The sequence below is a fragment of the Pseudomonas glycinae genome, from assembly GCF_001594225.2.
In the GTDB taxonomy this organism is placed as follows: domain Bacteria; phylum Pseudomonadota; class Gammaproteobacteria; order Pseudomonadales; family Pseudomonadaceae; genus Aquipseudomonas; species Aquipseudomonas glycinae.
On record NZ_CP014205.2, the window covers coordinates 1,992,993 to 2,009,476 of the forward strand.

The window sequence follows — 16,484 nt, forward strand, 5'->3', positions numbered from 1 at the left end:
GGCAAAAAAACGGGCGGTTCATTGAACCACCCGTTTTCATTCCACGGACAAATCGCGGAAGTACTCCTCCAGAAACTCCACGCACACCCGCAATTTCGCCGACTCGCTGAGGCGCGTCGGATAGACCGCCCAGACGTTGGCGCTCTGGGTGTAGCCGTCCAGCACCTGCACCAGCCTGCCCTGCTCGAGCATCGGTTTGACGTCCCACATCGAGCGCAACAGGATCCCGCCGCCGCTCAGCGCCCACTCCAGCACGATCTCGCCGCTGTTGGAGGACAGCGGGCCATTCACCCGCACCGTCTCTTCTTGCCCGTCCTTGCTCAGGGTCCAGATGCCGAACGCGTTGTTGCGCTCCTTGAGCACCAGACAATCGTGGTCTTTCAGGTCTTCGAGAGATTGCGGCGTACCCCGGCGTTCGAGGTATTCCGGCGTGGCGCACAGCACGCGCCGGTTGCTCACCAGTTTGCGCGCCAGATGCTGGCCCGGCAGGTCATCGCCGACGAGGATTTCCAGATCGAAGCCCTCGCCCACCAGATCGACCACCCGGTCGAACACATCGAGCCGAATGTCGAGTTTCGGGCACGCCCGGGACAACTGGCTGATCGCCGGCGCTACATGATTGCGGCCGAAACCGAAACTGCTGCAAATGTGCAGCGACCCCGCCGGCTGGTGCCGGGCCTGGGAAATCTCGCCGAGGAACTGATCGAAATCCCCCAGCAGTTTTTCCGCCCAGATCCGCACCCGCTCGCCATCGTCGGTAAGCGCGATACGCCGGGTGGTGCGGTGCAGCAGCTTGCTTGCCAGCGTGGTTTCCAGCACTGAGATGCGTTTGCTGACGTAGGCCGGTGAGAAGCCCAACTCGTCAGCGGCGCTGGCAAAGCTGTTCTTGCGGATGACGGTGAGGAACACCTTGAGGTCTTCGGGCAAGGGAAATTGGTCACGATTCGTGTTCATAAGCCGCATGTTTCCGCTGTTTATCACGCATTTTGCGAAGGATACCATCGAATCACCGCCTCACCACCCGAGCCCGGTGCACCGTGGTCCCGGATCGGCGGTGCCTCGACGGTGATCCTGGCGACGCTGTTGCTCGGTTTCTTCGCCTGAACACTGGATGAATGCCAAGTGATAGCCGTTGCGGTGGCGCACACCGCAACGGCCAGAATGACCGTTCGGCGCTTTTTCTGGCAGCCCTGCACAAACGGGTCTAGGGTTGCGTAGCTGGCGAAATGCTGGCCACTTGGCAAGCGTCGCTCGACGAGCGCCATCAGCGGCACTGGAAAAAAATCAGGGATGGTTTTTGTGCTTGCGCGGGTATTGCACTCTTGAAGAGTGAACGACCTATCCCTGTGTTTCGTTGCTTTCTATCAAGGACAGAAAGATGACCAACGTACAGGCGAGATTGCCCCGTTTGCCCCACCGGCAACCCCCTTCATTGACGCCCGAGGCCAGACCCGACGGTTTTGGCTGACGACGCTTGCGCGTGAGCCGGCGCTGCGGCGTCGCCCCTGCGCGAACCGAATTTGCGGATTGATCAGATCCCGACGGATCAGGCTGTCACGTCGCCGAGAATCCCGGCTGCCGGTGATTCTGGCGGATGTCGTTCGCCTGCCTGTCAGGAAAGGCGCCCCTTCTGCGCAAGGGGTCGAGCGGCACACACCCACGAGGAAGACCTCGATATGACCGGTTCAAACCACAACATCCCGCCCTACGGCGTCGCCATCCAGAGCGCGATCACCGGCGGCGATCTGCAGCAGATGAAGACTTTGTTGAAGCAGCGCGATTCAACGAAGCCGGAAGCGAAGGAGCTACAAAGCGCGTACGAAAACCTGGCCAGAGAAGTTTCTCGACTGGAAAAACCTTAAGGCCAATTCCCACATTGCAACGGAGGCAATCAACATGTCAGCAACTCAGCAAAATGTCGGCTTGTTCCCGGTGAGCTACCGGATCGGTACGGGCCAGCCGGGGGCGCAGAGTCTTGCGCTGAACCTGCTGGTGTCCACGCCACAGCAGCAGGTCACCGGCAACGCCGCGGTGACTCAGGCGACCAATCCGCCGCTCGACATCGACTCGGACGTCTGGGGCGAATACACCTACATGACGGTGATGAAGCCCGGTGTCAGCAAAATCCTGATCACCGCCCAGGGCAACCATGGCGGTCCCGGCTCCAACTCCATCATCAACTTCAAGATCCACCTGGTGGTCGGCACCGACTGGCGCGAAGGCGTGGCCAACTATGAGTACTTCGACGGCCAGCGCTGGCACGAACTGAACAATGTGCCGGCGCATCTGCTGGAGGTGCCCTCGAACGTCCTTCAACCGTTCAATCCCGGCCCGGTGATCGAGCCGCACAAACCGGTCCTGCCGCTGTATGCCGCGCCGATTCAGGGCGCTATCGCCAGCGGTGACCTGGCCCAGATGAAGAGCCTGTCCGCACAGGCCAGACAGCAGCTGGAGCAATTGCCGCAATTACGCATAGCGGTGGACGCCGCCAAGACAGAAATCAGCCGCTCGCAAAGTCGCTGATCGGCTACTGGAACCCCTACTTTCACAAGGAGCAGCATCATGTCGATCGGACTTTTTCACACCCGCCTCATCGCCAGCAATTCACTGCTGGGCGCACCGGTTCTGACCCTCGATATCGTGGTCGATACCGTCCGCAAAAAAGTCAGCGGCACCGCGAGCGTGTTTCAAAGCACCTGGCCTCCGGTCAACTTCCATGCCCGGGTCTGGGGCGATTATTCCGAGGCCAGACTGACGCCGTCGGCCGAGAATTACATCATTCTCACCCTCGACGGCAGCCCGAGCGGTCCGCTGAGTCAGATCGCCCAGACCTTCCACCTCAAAGGCATTCTGGGCGACTGGACCAGCGGTTTTGTCGATTACCGCTACAACGAAGGCGGCCAGTGGCAGGACGTGCGGCACGTCGCCGTGCATCAGGCACCAAGCGTCGAGCCACTGCCGCCCGAGCATCACGTCCAGCCGCTGTATGCCGTGGCCGTGCAAACGGCACAGGCCAGCGGTGATCTGGCGCAGTTGAAAGTCGCCGTGCAGCAAGGCGAGCAACAGCTGGCCCACGAGGGCGCCTTGCGCAGTGCCCTTGAGCAGTTGAATGCGGAAATCGCGCGACTGGAAGCACGCTAAGTCGTACGGCCCGGGCGCGGTCCTCGATGACCGCGCCCGGTCTTCCAGCCCATCGAGGTCAGTCCAATCGTGCCGCGCACAGGCCCGTGCGCAAGGATCTCCCATGACAGACAACCGCCCTGCCCGCTACCTCAGCGACACCGATCTCAAACGCTACGTGCCGGTGCACGTGGTCTGGGAAATCACCCTCGCCTGCGACCTCAAGTGTCTGCATTGCGGCTCCCGCGCGGGGCATCGGCGTCCCGATGAACTCAACACCCGCGAATGCCTCGAGGTAATCGATTCCCTCGCCGCCCTCGGCACCCGCGAGATCACCCTGATCGGCGGCGAAGCCTATCTGCGCAAGGACTGGACGCAACTGATCCGCGCCATCCACGACCACGGCATGTACTGCGCGATCCAGACCGGCGGGCGCAACCTGACCCCGGCGAAGATGCAGGCAGCGGTCGATGCCGGGCTCAACGGGGTCGGCATTTCCTTGGACGGACTCGCGCCGCTGCACGACAAGGTGCGCAACGTGCCGGGCTCGTTCGACAAGGCTGTGGACACCCTGCGCCGGGCCAAGGCGTCGGGGCTGGCGGTGAGCGTCAACACCCAGATCGGCGCGGCCACGTTGCCGGACCTGCCGGAGCTGATGGACACCATCATCGAGCTCGGCGCCACCCATTGGCAGATTCAGATCACGGTGGCCATGGGCAACGCCGTCGACCATCCGGAACTGTTGCTCCAGCCGTATAAGCTGCTGGAAGTGATGCCGCTGCTGGCCCGGTTGTACCGCGAAGGACTGGATCGCGGGCTGCTGATGAACGTCGGCAATAACATCGGTTATTACGGCCCTTACGAACATCTGTGGCGCGGCTTCGGTGACGAGCGCGTGCACTGGAGCGGCTGCGCGGCCGGCCAGACCGTGCTGGCGCTGGAAGCGGACGGCACGGTGAAAGGTTGCCCGTCACTGGCCACCGTCGGGTTTTCCGGCGGCAACGTGCGCAACATGAGCCTGCACGACATCTGGCATTACAGCGAAGGCATGCACTTCGGCCGCCTGCGCTCGGTCGATGATCTGTGGGGCTACTGCCGAACCTGCTATTACAACGACGTCTGCCGGGGCGGCTGCACCTGGACGTCGCACTCGCTGCTGGGCAAACCCGGCAACAATCCTTACTGCCACTACCGAACCCTGGAATTGCAGAAACAGGGTTTGCGCGAGCGCATCGTCAAAGTCGAAGACGCCGCCCAGCGCTCGTTTGCCGTCGGACGCTTTGACCTGATCACTGAACGCATCGACACCGGCGAAAAAGTCAGCAGCGTCAGCGACAGCGGACAAGTGATCAAACTGGCCTGGATCAATCAGGGCCAGTCGTCCCCCGAGGAAGGACGCCTGCCGACGCAACTGGCCCTGTGCCGCGACTGCCTGCAATACATTCAGCCGCACGAATCGATTTGCCCGCACTGCCACGCCGACGTCGCCGCCGCCGAGGCCCGGCACCTGACCGACCGGGCGCGGCAGCAGGCGATCATGAAAACGTTGACCGGTTTGCTGGCGGGAGTGCCGGGTTCATTGAGCTGAGACGGCTGCAGTGCCGTTCGCCCGTCTTTCGGGCTTCATCGGTCGCTCTGATTCTCGGGGCAATCGTTGAAAAAGCCCGAAAAATCTGACCGGCGCTGCCATTCGAGAAATAAGTAGCTGTTTTCCATGAAATTTATTGGCTTGAGGGGTTCACAGAACGCAAGAGCGCTGGTAAAGTGCCGCCCACTGTTGCAGAGGTCCTCCCGGGACTGAAACCAATAGCTACAGGGGCGTCGCCAAGCGGTAAGGCAGCAGGTTTTGATCCTGCCATGCGTTGGTTCGAATCCAGCCGCCCCTGCCATTTTCTCCTCGTTTCACCCTCCTCCGTTTCACCTCTGCCTCAACGGCATATCATTTTTTCAAATTCAACGTAATAGCCGAACGCACCAGCGCTTTCAGAGCCTTGGTATCGATCTTGTCGTCTTCGTGAATATCAATTGCCCGCCGGGTATTGCCCTCAAGGCTGGCGTTGAACAGTCCTGACGGATCCTCCAGCGCCGCGCCTTTGGCGAAGGTCATTTTCACCACGGCCTTGTAGGTTTCCCCGGTGCAGATGATGCCGTTGTGTGACCAGACCGGAACGCCCCGCCACTTCCACTCCTCGACGACCTCCGGGTCCGCCTCATGAATGACCGCGCGGATTTCGGCCAGCTTCTGGCCGCGCCAGTCGTTCAGCTCCTTGATTCTTGCGTCGATCAGCACAGAGGGATTCCCAGTCGCCGCGCCGCTGCTGTCCTTCTTCATATCCCTGTTCTCCGGAAAACTCTTTCCGCTATCCAGCGTAGCGCCAGCCGCGCCAAACGCCGGGCAAAAAAAGCCCCGCAAGGTGCGGGGCAAAGGAATTGGTTGGTTGCGGCCAACCAAAGGAGCATCGTCAAAAAGCATTAACCGTCATGCGTTACAGGCACTCCTGGGCAGCCCGTTCAAAACTCGACGGCATGAAACTCGAAGCCAGCAAGTGGCGCTCATACAAAAACACCTTGCCGCCGTCCTGTGCCTTGTAGGCTTCCAGCACGTTGTCCGCCGCCACCTTGCTCGGTACCACGATCCGGTAGCTGCGCTGGGTCTGCGAAACCGTCGGGTTCAGCGCACTGCCCTGCAGTTTCGGCACCACGCATTCGGCGTACTGGGCAGGCGTCTTGTGCGTCTGCAGGGTCAGCGTCGGGTCGTTCGGCGCAGTGGCGCAAGCGGTCAGCAACAAACTGGCAGAAGCCATGGCAGGGATAAAAAAGGCACGCATGGATAAAATCCTGAAAATAAAAGATTCGGTTCTTCGGCAACGTTCAGTGTCACGGGCACTGCCGTTGCCGTTTTTGCTTCAGGTGTTCAGCCTGCACTTACCAGGGCCTTGAGCGAGTCATCGAACTGCTTCAAGGCACTCAGTTGCAGGTCGCGCTGCTGTTCAATCCCGGCAGCGATTTCGGGCGCTGCCTTGTTGTGTACCCACACCGACGGCAGTTGCTTCTCCACCGCGCCTTCGGCCTTGCCGATGTATTGCAGGTTGGCGTCGTAGAAGCGTGCGGCGAACCGCGCTTCGACCTGGCTGTTGCGTTGGGTCAGCAGACGGTTGTGGGTGTCGAGCATCACCACTACGTCCGGATGAGCCTGCACCAGTGCATCGAGGCTGTCGTAGACGGTCACCGAGAGAAACTGCTGTTGCAGCGAACTCATCAGCCAGTCGATGGCCAGTTCCGGATCGGAGCTGTCGACGAACGCGTCACGGATCCGCGCATCGAGCGCATCCTTGGCACCGTTCACCGCCACATCGTGGTAACGCTCGAGGTATTGCAGGTTATCCAGAGTGTTTTCGCTGTACAGCACACCCACGGTTTGCGAGTGCTGCAGCGCGGCGCTGCTGGCGGCGACGGGCAGAAAGTGGCACGAGTTGGCATCGTCTGCATAAGCCGGGGCTACGGTGGCGGCCACCCCGCCCATCAGCAGGGCGACTACAGCCAGTCGGGTCAAAGTCTTCATCGCGCAATTCCTTCAGCGGCGTGTTCGATGGAGGCGATTTTCCGCCCATCGGCGCCAAAGCAGAACTTGCGTTTCTTGATGGTCACTATTACTTGAACCAATAGTTGCGCGGCGTGCAGACTGCTGCACACTCAATCACAACGAAAACAGATGAGGATTACCCGTGCGAACCTTTGACCTGATCCGCGATGCCGTCCTGCCCGAATTCCGCGACCGGGTGGCGGAATACCTTGTCGAATACGAAACGGTCCTGGGCCAGAACGTTGCCGATTCCGAATCAGTGCGGGCCGTCGCCTATCAGCTGCGCGGCTATTTGCGCGGCCTGAACACCACGCGCGTTTTGGGCATGGCGGACTGGGAAGAGCTCGACCGGCGCGTGCTGAACACCTGGCTAGCGCCCGCTCGATGACACGCTAGACTCTTCAGGCTGCGCCCGCAGCGCCAGACCTGGAGGTGTCCCATGAGCAATAACACCGAACCCACGACATTCACCGGCTGGGCCGCCACCTCGGCCGGCGCGCCGCTGGAGCGCTTCAGTTACGACCCCGGCCCGCTGGGAGATGAAGAAGTCGAAGTCGCCGTGGAATATTGCGGCGTCTGTCACTCCGACCAGTCGCTGATCGACAATGACTGGGGCATCAGCCAATACCCGTTCATTCCCGGCCATGAAGTGGTCGGCCGCATCGTGCGCACAGGCCCGCAGGTGCGCGGCCTGGAGGTCGGCCAGCGTGTGGGGATCGGCTGGTACAAGGGCAGCTGCATGCATTGCTCGTCCTGCATCGGCGGTTCCCATCACCTTTGCGCCACCGCCAAACCGACGATCATCGGCAGCCATGGCGGATTCGCCGATCGCCTGCGCACCCACTGGGCCTGGGCGCTGAAACTCCCGGACAACCTCGACCCGGCACTCGCCGGCCCGCTGTTCTGCGCCGGTTCCACGGTCTTCAATCCGTTGGTGGAATTCGACATCAAGCCGACCGACCGGGTCGGCGTGGTGGGTATCGGCGGCCTCGGTCACCTGGCGCTGCGTTTTCTCAATGCCTGGGGTTGCGACGTTACTGCCTTCACCTCCTCTCTGAGCAAACAGGACGAAGCCAAACGCCTCGGCGCCCACAAGGTCGTCGCCTCGACCGACAGCGAAGCGCTGAAAGCGATTGCCGGCACCCTCGACTTTCTGCTGATCACCGCCAACGCCAACCTCGACTGGACGGCCATGCTCGCCACCCTGCGCGGCAAGGGCCGACTGCACTTCGTCGGCATCGTGCCCGACGCGATTCCGGTGCACGTGTTCAACCTCATCCCGCAACAGAAATCCCTGTCAGCCTCCCCGGTCGGCTCGCCCGCCACGGCAGCGACCATGCTGGAATTCTGCGCGCGGCATCAGATCCTGCCGCAGGTCGAGGAATTTCCGATGAGCCAGGTCAATGAGGCGGTTGACCATCTGCGCAGCGGCAAGGCGCGGTACCGGATTGTGTTGAACGCCAGCAAATGAAGGATTTGGCGCGCCGACTGCCATCGGCGCGTCACTTGCCTCACATAGAAGCTGATTGCATTAATAAATAAAAAAACAGTATTTATCGTTATAAAAATCTCGGCGTACTCTCACCTCATCCCGTCATTGAACACAGTGAAGTGCGCCATGAAACCGACTGACAACCTGATCGACTTCGCCGTCTACCGCAAACGCCGCCACGCCCAGCAACAGGCCCGGCTGATGTGGGAAATGTATGCGCGCAATACCGGTTATCAGGCTTGGCAGTGGGTGCAGGCCGCGCGTTCCAGCGAGACGCGTCAAGCGTGAACGCGCGTGAACCCTCGCGCTTTCTGGCGAGCGCCGATGAACCTGTGCTGGACCTGAACAACCTCGAATCCCTGGAAGAAGACCCGATCTGTGAACGCGTCGCGCAGAACCTGCAACGCCTGCGCGGCAAGCGGCATCTGTCGCTCGATGCCCTCGCCCGCCAGTGCGGCGTGAGCCGGGCGATGCTGGCGCAGATCGAATCCGGGCGCAGCGTGCCGTCGATCAAGGTGCTGTGCAAAATCGCCAAGGGTTTGAAGGTGTCGGTGGCAGCGTTTCTGGAACATCGCGCGTTTGAAGGCGTGGCCGTGTTGTCGGCGAGCCAGAGCAAGCGACTGGTGAGTGCCAGCGGCGCGTTTGTCAGTCGCGCCTTGTTTCCATTTGACGTGGCGCGCCAATCGGAATTCTACGAACTGCGTCTGAGCCCCTTGGGCGAAGATCAATCCGAAGGCCACGGCCCCGGCGTCCAGGAAAATCTGGTGGTGGCTCAGGGCGTGCTGGAGATCAGCGTCAACGACGAGCGCTATCTGCTGTCGACGGGCGACTCGATTCTGTTTTACGCCGACCAGCCCCATCGTTACCGCAACCCCGCCGACAGTGAAGCGGTGGCGTATCTGGTGGTGACTTACCCCGAACGCCTGGACTGACAGACAGACAACAAAAAGCCCGACCGGGAATTTCCCGGTCGGGCTTTTTCATGCGCTGGCGAAAATCAGCAGGTGCAGCACATCATCGGCATGCCGTTGCAGCTCATCATCATCGGCATGCTGCAGTCGTTCATCATCTTCATCATCAGGGCGCAGCAGTTTTTCATCATGTCCATGCCCGGCATCGGCATGATTTTGCACATCATGCAGTCGGCCATCATGGTGCATTCCATCACGCACTTCATCGATGGCATCGGCATGCCCATCATCGGCATCGGCATCATCATGTTCATCATCGGCATGGCCATGGCCGCCGGGGACATGCACATCATGCTCATGTTGCCGCAATGCATCATCATCGGCATGCCGCAGTCCATCATCATCATCTGCATCATTTCAGCGCTGTTCTTGAACATGGCCATGTCCATGCCAGCGGCCGGCATCATCTTGCACATCATGCCGTCGTCCATCATGTCGCAGCTCATGGTCGCCATCATCATCGGCATGCCCGTCATCGGCATCATCGGCATGTTGGCGTTCATCGGCATTTGCATCTGCATGGCGTTCATCATGGTGTAGCTCCCTGAGGATTAAGAACTGGATGAGAAGTTGATGGAGCGGATTCTAAGGATTGGAAAATCCGCAACAAGCTGTCCATCGAGCAGCAAAAAGTGCTGTTCAAGCGCTTCAAGTGCAGCGTTCCGTGCGACTTGAACCGTTGCAGCAGCAGAGTAGACGCAATGACAGATCCGGCAAATGCGGTAACAGGTTTTTAAATGCCATGGATATGCGATCAAACACCAAGCAAATAACTTAAAGAAATAATCGTTCTAACCAGCGGGCATTATTTTCACTGTGTTTGCTTATTCCATTAGTTCAGCGACGATCCACTTTTTAATCTTTTATTGCTATTAACCGCCCCCTCTATAATTCGGGACAGTTCTTAACAATAAGGAAGTTCCATGCCGCAACGTTTACTACTGGCAGCACTGTTCCTGGCGGTCGCCGGGTGTACCAGCCCTCCTCCGGTTTCCGTGCATACCAAGGATCCCGTCAGTTCGACCCTGCAAGGCGATGCCACGCGGCCAGCGCAGGCGCAGTGGGTGCGCACCGAGTTGTATTTTTCGGTGGGGCCGCTGGAAGGCAAGGAAGGTGTGGTGAGCCCGGCGCGCTGGCGCGAGTTTCTCGATCAGGAAGTGACGACGCGGTTCCCGGACGGGTTCAGTGTGTTCGATGCGTACGGGCAGTGGAAGGACCACGACGCGAAGGTGCCCGAGCGGCTGGCGACGAAGGTGATTGTGATCCTGCACGAAAGCGGGCCGAAACGTGAGAGTGACATTGAGGCGATTCGTTTGGCGTACAAGCGGATTACGGGGGATTTGTCGGTGCTGCGGTTGTCTCAGCCGGCGGCGGTGTCCTTCTGATCCGAGGTCTTTTGCAGAGCCTGCCGAGGTGTCGACACCAGGCGGCTCAACCCGGCCAGCAACAACGCACCCACCATCAAAACCCCAATCCCCAGAAAAGCGCCGAAACCAACCACCGTCACGCTGGAATACAGCATGTACACGCATAGCCCAAAAAACAGCAGCGGCAAAACCGGATAAAACGGCACCCTGACCGGCCGGGGGATCTCGGGGAAACGCCGCCGCAGAATAATCAACGCCAGACTGCTCAGACTCAGAAACAACCAGTACACCGGCGTCAGGTACTCAACCATGGTGTTGAAACCGCTCTGGGTAAAACTGCCAAATAACACCAGCAACAACGCTACCGCCCCCTCCGCCAACAACGCCTTGCGCGGGACGCCATCGCGCTCATCCCACTCACCGAAGCGGCGCAATTGCGCCACATCGCGGGCGGCGGCGTAGGTGGTGCGGGCGCCGACCAGCAAGGTCGAGTTGATGGTGGCGATGGCCGCGATGCCAACCATCAGCAGGATCAGCAGCACGCCCGGGGCACCGAAGGCGCGGTTCAACAATTCCACCGCCGGCGCGTTGCTCGCCGCCAGGCCTTCGAATCCCAGCCCTTGGACGAACGCCCAGTTCAGCGCCAGATAGATCGCCATCAGCACCGTCAGCGCACCGAGCATAGCGATGAAAATTCCACGTCGACCGTCGCGCACTTCAGCCGATAACGTCGCCGCATCGCTCCAGCCGCCGAAGGCCAGAAACACGAAGATCATCGCCGCTGAAAATCCCGCCGCGCCGGTGTGCTCAGGCGTGGCCGGCGCACTCGGTGCAAGCGGCTCAACGCCCTGCCACACCAGCCACACTCCGGCGCTGGCAATGCTCAGGAACCCGAGAGCAAGCAGCCCGACCAGCACCGTCTGAGTCATGAAACCAATGTGCTTGCCCGTCAGATTCAGCAGTACCAACGCAGCGATGATCGCACCGGCAAACAGCCCCGATCCGTAATGCCCCAACGGCACGACCGCATTGAAGTAGTCGGCAAACATGAACGCCGACAACGCGATCCACCCGGTGTGCATCACCGAGAATCGCGACCAGGCAAACAGGAAACCCATGCGCTCGCCATAAGCGGTGCGCAAAAAATGATAGTCACCGCCCGGATGCGGGAAGGCGGTGGCCATCTCGGCAAAGCACAAGGCCCCGGCCATCGACGCCAGTGCGCCGAGCACCCAGACCCAATAGAAATGTTCCGGCCCGACGTTCAAGGCAACGGTCGGCGCGGTTTTGAGAATGTCGGTGGTGATGACCATGCCCAGCGTGATCAGCAATGCCTGGAACACTGGCAGGTGCCGCTTGGGGCCATTGGTTTGAGTCATGAAGGTTCCCGCTGATGATCCGCCATCCATGGCGGAAAAGACTCAGAAGCCGTAGGTGGCGGTGGCGTAGTAATACGCGCCGTTGGTGCCGATCGGCGAGAGCACGTCGTACGGCAGGTTGCCGCCGTAGTTGATGGCCGAGCCGGAGCGTTCCGGGTAGTTGTCAGTCAGGTTGTTGCCACCCAGGGCGATGCTGAATTTCGGGGTGAATTTGTAGGTCACCTCGGCGTCCAGTTGCCATACCGCGCCGTAGGTTTGCTCAGGCTGCGAGTCGCCGAAATCGAACACCCGGGTGGTTTCGCCCTGACGGGTCAGACGCCCGAGCAGGCCCCAGTGTTCGCTGGTCCAGTTGGCGGAAAACACGAAGCGATCCTTGGGAGCGGCGTCGGTCAGGGTGTTGCGTTCCTCGACGCCGACCAGCGCGTCATTGCCGATCCCTAAGGCGGTCAGCTGCGACGGCGTGCCTTTGGTGCTGGTGACCTTGGTGTGGTTGTAGGTGTACGCGGTGGTCAGGCCCAGTTGCCCGTCGTAGAACGGCTGATGGTAGTTGAGCACCAGTTCGGCGCCGTCAGTGCTGGTGTCAGCGGCGTTGGTGAAGAAGTTGACGTCGTGCACGCCCGGCACGCCGAAGTTGTCGTTGATGTAGCTTTCCAGCGCGTCGCTGCCGATTCGCTGCGACAGGGTGATCCGGTCCTTGACGTCAATGCGGAACACGTCCAGCGACGCATCGAAGCGTTCGTTCAACTGGAACGTCAGGCCGAGGCTGAAGTTCTTCGAGGTTTCCGGATCGAGTTTTTCCGCGCCCAGGGCACGGGCAATCGGATCGTTGACCGACAGCACGCGGATGTCGGTGAGCGTGCCGCCGTCGCCGAAGTTGCTGGTGGTGTTCTGGAAGCCGCTCTGCGCCAGCGACGGCGCGCGGAAGTTGTTCGACACCGCACCGCGCAACGCCCATTGATCGGTCAGCTTGTAGCGACCGCTGAGCTTGCCGGTGAGTTTGCTGCCCGCATCGTCGTAATGTTCCCAGCGCGTGGCGGCATCGACGAAGAAACGGTCGGTGAGATCACCGGACAATTCGGCGTAGGTGCCGAACACGTTGCGATCCAGATCCGACTCTTCACTCGGGCGCAGGCCGTTGGCGCCATCGGCCCCGGAACCGATGTAAGAGGCTTCGTCTCCGGCAAAGGTCAGGTAGTTTTCATAGCGATATTCACCGCCCACCGCCAACACGAACGAGCGGCCACCGAGGCGCAATTCGCGGCTGAAATCGAGGTTGGTGGTGGTCTGGCGCAACTCGTAGTCGCCAGTGTCAAAGCGGGTCGGCGAGTCCGCGCCGAGGCTGACGTTGAGGGTGCGACGGGTTGCCGATTCGAAGCGGTTGCGACCGTGGGTGACGCTGCTGTCGAAATCCCAGTCGTCGCCGATCAGGCCTTTGTAACCGGCGGTGGCGGAGATGTCGGTGTTGTCGCCCAGCGATTGCGGCAGGTAGCCGTTGGGGTAGAACTGCGGCTGCTCGGACGGATAGCGATAGAACTCGGCGCCGGTGGTGTGGCGTTCGTTGTAGGTGCCGAAGCTGTAGGCCTTGCCGCCGGCCAGCGGCAATTCGCCGTTGAACCAGGCGTTGACGTCCCGCGCCACGCCGTCGCCCATCACGTAGTTGCGCTGGCCCGGAGTGTCGGCGAAACCGTCGTAGCCGGCGCGGTTGGTCGGGTTGCGATCCTTGTACTCGGTGCCGCCGCGAATGAAGCCGCCCTCCTCGCCCAGCCGCGTGCCGATCTTGGCGGTGGTCACGCTGTTCTGGCCGTCGGTGGTGGTTTTGCCGATTGCGTCCTGATGGGTGTGGTAGGCGCCGTAGCTGGTGGACACTTCGCCGCCTTCGGGGGCATCGTCGAGGATGATGTTGATGACCCCGGCAATCGCGTCCGAGCCGTACTGCGCGCCCGCGCCGTCGCGCAGCACTTCGATGCGTTTGATCGCGCTGATCGGGATCGAGTTGAAGTCCACCGGCGCCGTGCCGCGACCGATTTTCGACGAGTCGTTGACCACCGCCGAGGTGTGGCGGCGCTTGCCGTTGACCAGCACCAGCACCTGATCCGGGCTCATGCCGCGCAGCTGCGCGGCGCGCACGTGGTCGGCGCCGCCGGAGTTGGACTGACGCGGAAAACTGAACGACGGCAACAGCGTCTGCAACGCCTGGCCCAGCTCGCCGCCACTGGCGCCGGCGGTCTTCAGGTCCTCGGCGGTCAACACGTCCACCGGTACCGGCGAATCCAGCACCGTGCGTGCGGTGCCCCGGGTGCCGGTGACCAGCACGGTGCCCAGCCGTGTGTCATCGTCGACGCGCGCGGAAGTCTCTTCGGCTTGCGCAGGAAGTTGCCAGATTGCACTGACAACAGCGATGGCGAGTAATGAACGCGAACGGTGAATCATGCGACAGCTCCTTGAATCGCAGTTAATAACCGGCCGCTGCCGAATCATGAAGTGTCGGCAATCGGTGCACGGCAATTTCTGCTGTAGTTTTGATATTCAGAAAGGCAGCCAAGTGTGTTGAGCAACTATCGGCTGTTAGAGCGCAAGAACCCCAAAGTTAGTAGAACCCCCTGTTTACCGATGCTAGACGAGCGGTCGCCTGCCGCAAAAGAACCAATAACGCTTAGGTTATGCCTGACGAACGGAGTGTTGCCTGAGCAACACTTGTGTTTGCGCAACAACATGAACACCCAACTAACCAACAACTAACACGCACAAAAACGCACTCCACGTTGTTGTAGAGAGCGTTATTAATCTGTGTATTTTTCGGTGCGAAGTTAGATGCCGTCAGTCGAAGTCCTTTTCCCGCCAGGCATCTTCGGCAATGTCAAGCGCATCACCACTGAAACGCTGCTCAATGAACGGATCGGCGTGCAAATGAAAGCCGTTGCGCTCCCAGAATCCCGGTTGTTCCTGATCGGTGAATTCGAGTCCGCGCAGCCATTTCGCGCTCTTCCAGAAGTACCGCCCCGCCACCACCAGACGCAGTGGCCAACCGTGTTGCGCGGTCAGCGGCTGACCGTCGTAATGGGTGGCCAGCAGGCTGTCCGGGTGCAGCAGGTCGTCGAGGCGCAGGTTGGTCTGGTAAGCGTGATCGGCATGGGCCATGACGAAGGACGACGTCGGGCGGATGTCCAGCGCCTGCAGCAGGTCTTGCAGGTGCACGCCGCTCCAGCGGGTGTCGAACTTCGACCAGCGTGTCACGCAATGAATGTCGCATTGCAACGAGCGTTGCGGCAGCGCTTGCAGATCGGCGTAGGTCAGCTCGACCGGGTTGGCCAAGGTGCCGAACAGGCGCAGCGACCACGTCGCCAGGTCATAGGCCGGCACCTCGCCTTCGTGCAGGATCGGGAAACGCTCCGTGAGCACCTGCCCCGGCGGCAGCCGTTCGCCCAGCGCCACATCGGCTGTCGGCGAACGACTTTTGCGCAGGCGCGCAGCCTTGTCGTGCATGTCAGTTCCTCAGTTCGCCACGGGAATCCACGGTGCCCGCGCGACGTTGGCGGTGTCACCGAAGGCCGGCAGTTTTTGCCCTAGGTCCCGCACGTTTTTCACGTCCAGATCCAGTAGTTGCTGACGGGTGATCAGGGTCGGCGGCACCAGCACCTTGTGCCCCGGATTTTCCCCGGCAATCAGCATCGCCAGGCTGCGCACGCTGATCGCGCCGGCCACTTGCGGATTGACCGCCGCGGTGGCGGCCCAGGCGCTGTCCGGCTCTTTCATGATCTGGATGTCGGCGGTGGAAATGTCGGCGCTGTAGATCTTCACCTTGCGGCTCAGACCGGCCTCATCGACGGCGATCTTCGCACCTTTGGCGAACTCGTCGAACGGCGCGAAGATCACGCTGATCCCCGGATTGGCCCGCAGCACGGCGCTGGCCTGATCCGCCACCGAGTTGGCAATCGGCGGATTGAGCGTGCCGAAGCGCGCCTTCTCGATGATCCCCGGATTGCTCGCCTTGACCTGGCTCCAGATCTCGTCGCGGCGCTCCATCGGCGTGAAACCGCTGATGTAGACGTAACCGGCATCAAAACGGGTGCCGTTGTCCTTGACCGCTTGATCGAGTGCCAGCCGCGCCAGTGCGTGGTGATCCTGCTCGACCTGGGTTACCTGCGGCGTGTTCAGATCGACGTCGAATGCGACGACCTTGATGCCTTTGGCCAGCGCCCGGTCGATCGGGCCTTTGAGGGTTTCCGCCAGCCCCAATTGCACGATGATCCCGTCGACACCGAGGTCGGCAGCCTGATCGATCATCTCGCCCTGGCTCGCCGCCTGTTGCCGCGCGTCGAACACCCGCAGGTTGGCGCCCAGCGCTTCGGTCTGTTTTTCCACGCCGCGCAGATAGGCTTCAGGGAAATCCCCGGAAAACAGATAGCCGACCAGCGCAATCTGTACCTGACCTTTATCGAACGGCGCCGGTGCGCCGGGCAAGGCCTTGGCCTGCGCATTGAGGGCCAGCGCCGAGAGCAACGCCCCGGCGAGGCAATGACGTGCGAACTGTTTGATTGAACCGTGCATGGATCTTTCCTTGAAGCATCAATG

The 16,484-nt window shown here is 61.0% G+C and carries 19 protein-coding genes and 1 tRNA gene; 10 read left to right on the plus strand and 10 right to left on the minus strand.

Annotated features, from left to right (window positions below; translation table 11 throughout):
• Window positions 1–36 precede the first annotated feature (36 nt).
• Both AWU82_RS08945 and AWU82_RS08950 read right to left on the minus strand, forming a co-directional pair.
• On the minus strand, window positions 37–954 hold the full coding sequence (locus AWU82_RS08945; protein WP_041475228.1) for a LysR substrate-binding domain-containing protein: 918 nt from the start codon (window positions 952–954) through the stop codon (window positions 37–39).
• Between the two features lie 23 nt (window positions 955–977).
• On the minus strand, window positions 978–1,265 hold the full coding sequence (locus tag AWU82_RS08950; protein WP_190241570.1) for a hypothetical protein: 288 nt from the start codon (window positions 1,263–1,265) through the stop codon (window positions 978–980).
• 411 nt (window positions 1,266–1,676) lie between these two features.
• Here AWU82_RS08950 and AWU82_RS08955 point away from each other — a divergent pair, with 411 nt between their 5' ends.
• The 5 genes from AWU82_RS08955 (at window position 1,677) to AWU82_RS08975 (ending at window position 5,009) form a co-directional block, all read left to right on the plus strand.
• A complete protein-coding gene (locus tag AWU82_RS08955; protein WP_064381942.1) occupies window positions 1,677–1,862 on the plus strand; it encodes a DUF1843 domain-containing protein in 186 nt (61 codons plus the stop codon).
• Between the two features lie 34 nt (window positions 1,863–1,896).
• On the plus strand, window positions 1,897–2,523 hold the full coding sequence (locus AWU82_RS08960) for a DUF1842 domain-containing protein (protein ID WP_064381943.1): 627 nt from the start codon (window positions 1,897–1,899) through the stop codon (window positions 2,521–2,523).
• Between the two features lie 39 nt (window positions 2,524–2,562).
• Entirely contained in the window at window positions 2,563–3,141 is a 579-nt protein-coding gene (locus AWU82_RS08965) for a DUF1842 domain-containing protein (RefSeq protein ID WP_064381944.1), read from the plus strand.
• 103 nt (window positions 3,142–3,244) lie between these two features.
• Complete coding sequence (locus tag AWU82_RS08970; RefSeq protein ID WP_064381945.1) at window positions 3,245–4,708, plus strand: GDL motif peptide-associated radical SAM/SPASM maturase; 1,464 nt, start codon at window positions 3,245–3,247, stop codon at window positions 4,706–4,708.
• 226 nt (window positions 4,709–4,934) lie between these two features.
• Window positions 4,935–5,009 (plus strand) — tRNA-Gln (locus tag AWU82_RS08975).
• Between the two features lie 50 nt (window positions 5,010–5,059).
• On the opposite strand, the gene AWU82_RS08980 is transcribed toward AWU82_RS08975, so the two are convergent.
• From AWU82_RS08980 to AWU82_RS08990, 3 genes are all read right to left on the minus strand, one after another.
• Window positions 5,060–5,452: a DUF1801 domain-containing protein gene (locus AWU82_RS08980; RefSeq protein ID WP_064381946.1), complete on the minus strand. Its 393-nt coding sequence runs from the start codon at window positions 5,450–5,452 to the stop codon at window positions 5,060–5,062.
• A 154-nt stretch (window positions 5,453–5,606) separates the two neighbouring features.
• Window positions 5,607–5,948 carry a YajG family lipoprotein gene (locus AWU82_RS08985; protein ID WP_064381947.1) on the minus strand — a complete coding sequence of 114 codons (342 nt, stop codon included), beginning with the start codon at window positions 5,946–5,948 and terminating at the stop codon, window positions 5,607–5,609.
• Between the two features lie 86 nt (window positions 5,949–6,034).
• The gene (locus AWU82_RS08990; RefSeq protein WP_064381948.1) at window positions 6,035–6,682 is read right to left on the minus strand and encodes a hypothetical protein; all 648 of its coding nucleotides are present in this window, start codon (window positions 6,680–6,682) and stop codon (window positions 6,035–6,037) included.
• Between the two features lie 163 nt (window positions 6,683–6,845).
• Between AWU82_RS08990 and AWU82_RS08995 the strand changes: the two genes are divergently transcribed.
• The 4 genes from AWU82_RS08995 to AWU82_RS09010 all read left to right on the plus strand — a co-directional run bounded on the left by AWU82_RS08995 (window position 6,846) and on the right by AWU82_RS09010 (window position 9,127).
• A complete protein-coding gene (locus AWU82_RS08995) occupies window positions 6,846–7,091 on the plus strand; it encodes a hypothetical protein (RefSeq protein WP_064381949.1) in 246 nt (81 codons plus the stop codon).
• Between the two features lie 51 nt (window positions 7,092–7,142).
• Entirely contained in the window at window positions 7,143–8,174 is a 1,032-nt protein-coding gene (ahr, locus tag AWU82_RS09000; protein ID WP_007955490.1) for an NADPH-dependent aldehyde reductase Ahr, read from the plus strand.
• Window positions 8,175–8,321: 147 nt separating this feature from the next.
• Window positions 8,322–8,483 (plus strand): hypothetical protein, encoded by a 162-nt coding sequence (locus AWU82_RS09005; RefSeq protein WP_190241571.1) that lies wholly within the window; start codon window positions 8,322–8,324, stop codon window positions 8,481–8,483.
• A 53-nt stretch (window positions 8,484–8,536) separates the two neighbouring features.
• Complete coding sequence (locus tag AWU82_RS09010) at window positions 8,537–9,127, plus strand: helix-turn-helix domain-containing protein (protein ID WP_165369529.1); 591 nt, start codon at window positions 8,537–8,539, stop codon at window positions 9,125–9,127.
• A gap of 65 nt (window positions 9,128–9,192) precedes the next feature.
• Here AWU82_RS09010 and AWU82_RS29175 read toward each other — a convergent pair whose 3' ends face one another.
• On the minus strand, window positions 9,193–9,699 hold the full coding sequence (locus AWU82_RS29175) for a hypothetical protein (RefSeq protein WP_084776988.1): 507 nt from the start codon (window positions 9,697–9,699) through the stop codon (window positions 9,193–9,195).
• 390 nt (window positions 9,700–10,089) lie between these two features.
• Here AWU82_RS29175 and AWU82_RS09020 point away from each other — a divergent pair, with 390 nt between their 5' ends.
• Window positions 10,090–10,551: a DUF3574 domain-containing protein gene (locus AWU82_RS09020; RefSeq protein ID WP_064381952.1), complete on the plus strand. Its 462-nt coding sequence runs from the start codon at window positions 10,090–10,092 to the stop codon at window positions 10,549–10,551.
• Here AWU82_RS09020 and AWU82_RS09025 read toward each other — a convergent pair.
• The 4 genes from AWU82_RS09025 to AWU82_RS09040 all read right to left on the minus strand — a co-directional run bounded on the left by AWU82_RS09025 (window position 10,527) and on the right by AWU82_RS09040 (window position 16,460).
• Window positions 10,527–11,912, minus strand: a complete 1,386-nt coding sequence (locus tag AWU82_RS09025; protein ID WP_064381953.1) for an APC family permease — start codon at window positions 11,910–11,912, stop codon at window positions 10,527–10,529. The genes AWU82_RS09020 and AWU82_RS09025 overlap by 25 nt on opposite strands.
• Before the next feature lie 42 nt (window positions 11,913–11,954).
• Window positions 11,955–14,342, minus strand: coding sequence for a TonB-dependent receptor plug domain-containing protein (locus AWU82_RS09030; RefSeq protein WP_064381954.1), 2,388 nt, complete (start codon window positions 14,340–14,342; stop codon window positions 11,955–11,957).
• A gap of 387 nt (window positions 14,343–14,729) precedes the next feature.
• A complete protein-coding gene (locus AWU82_RS09035; protein ID WP_064381955.1) occupies window positions 14,730–15,395 on the minus strand; it encodes a sulfite oxidase-like oxidoreductase in 666 nt (221 codons plus the stop codon).
• 9 nt (window positions 15,396–15,404) lie between these two features.
• On the minus strand, window positions 15,405–16,460 hold the full coding sequence (locus AWU82_RS09040) for a substrate-binding domain-containing protein (protein WP_007955504.1): 1,056 nt from the start codon (window positions 16,458–16,460) through the stop codon (window positions 15,405–15,407).
• Window positions 16,461–16,484: the final 24 nt, after the last annotated feature.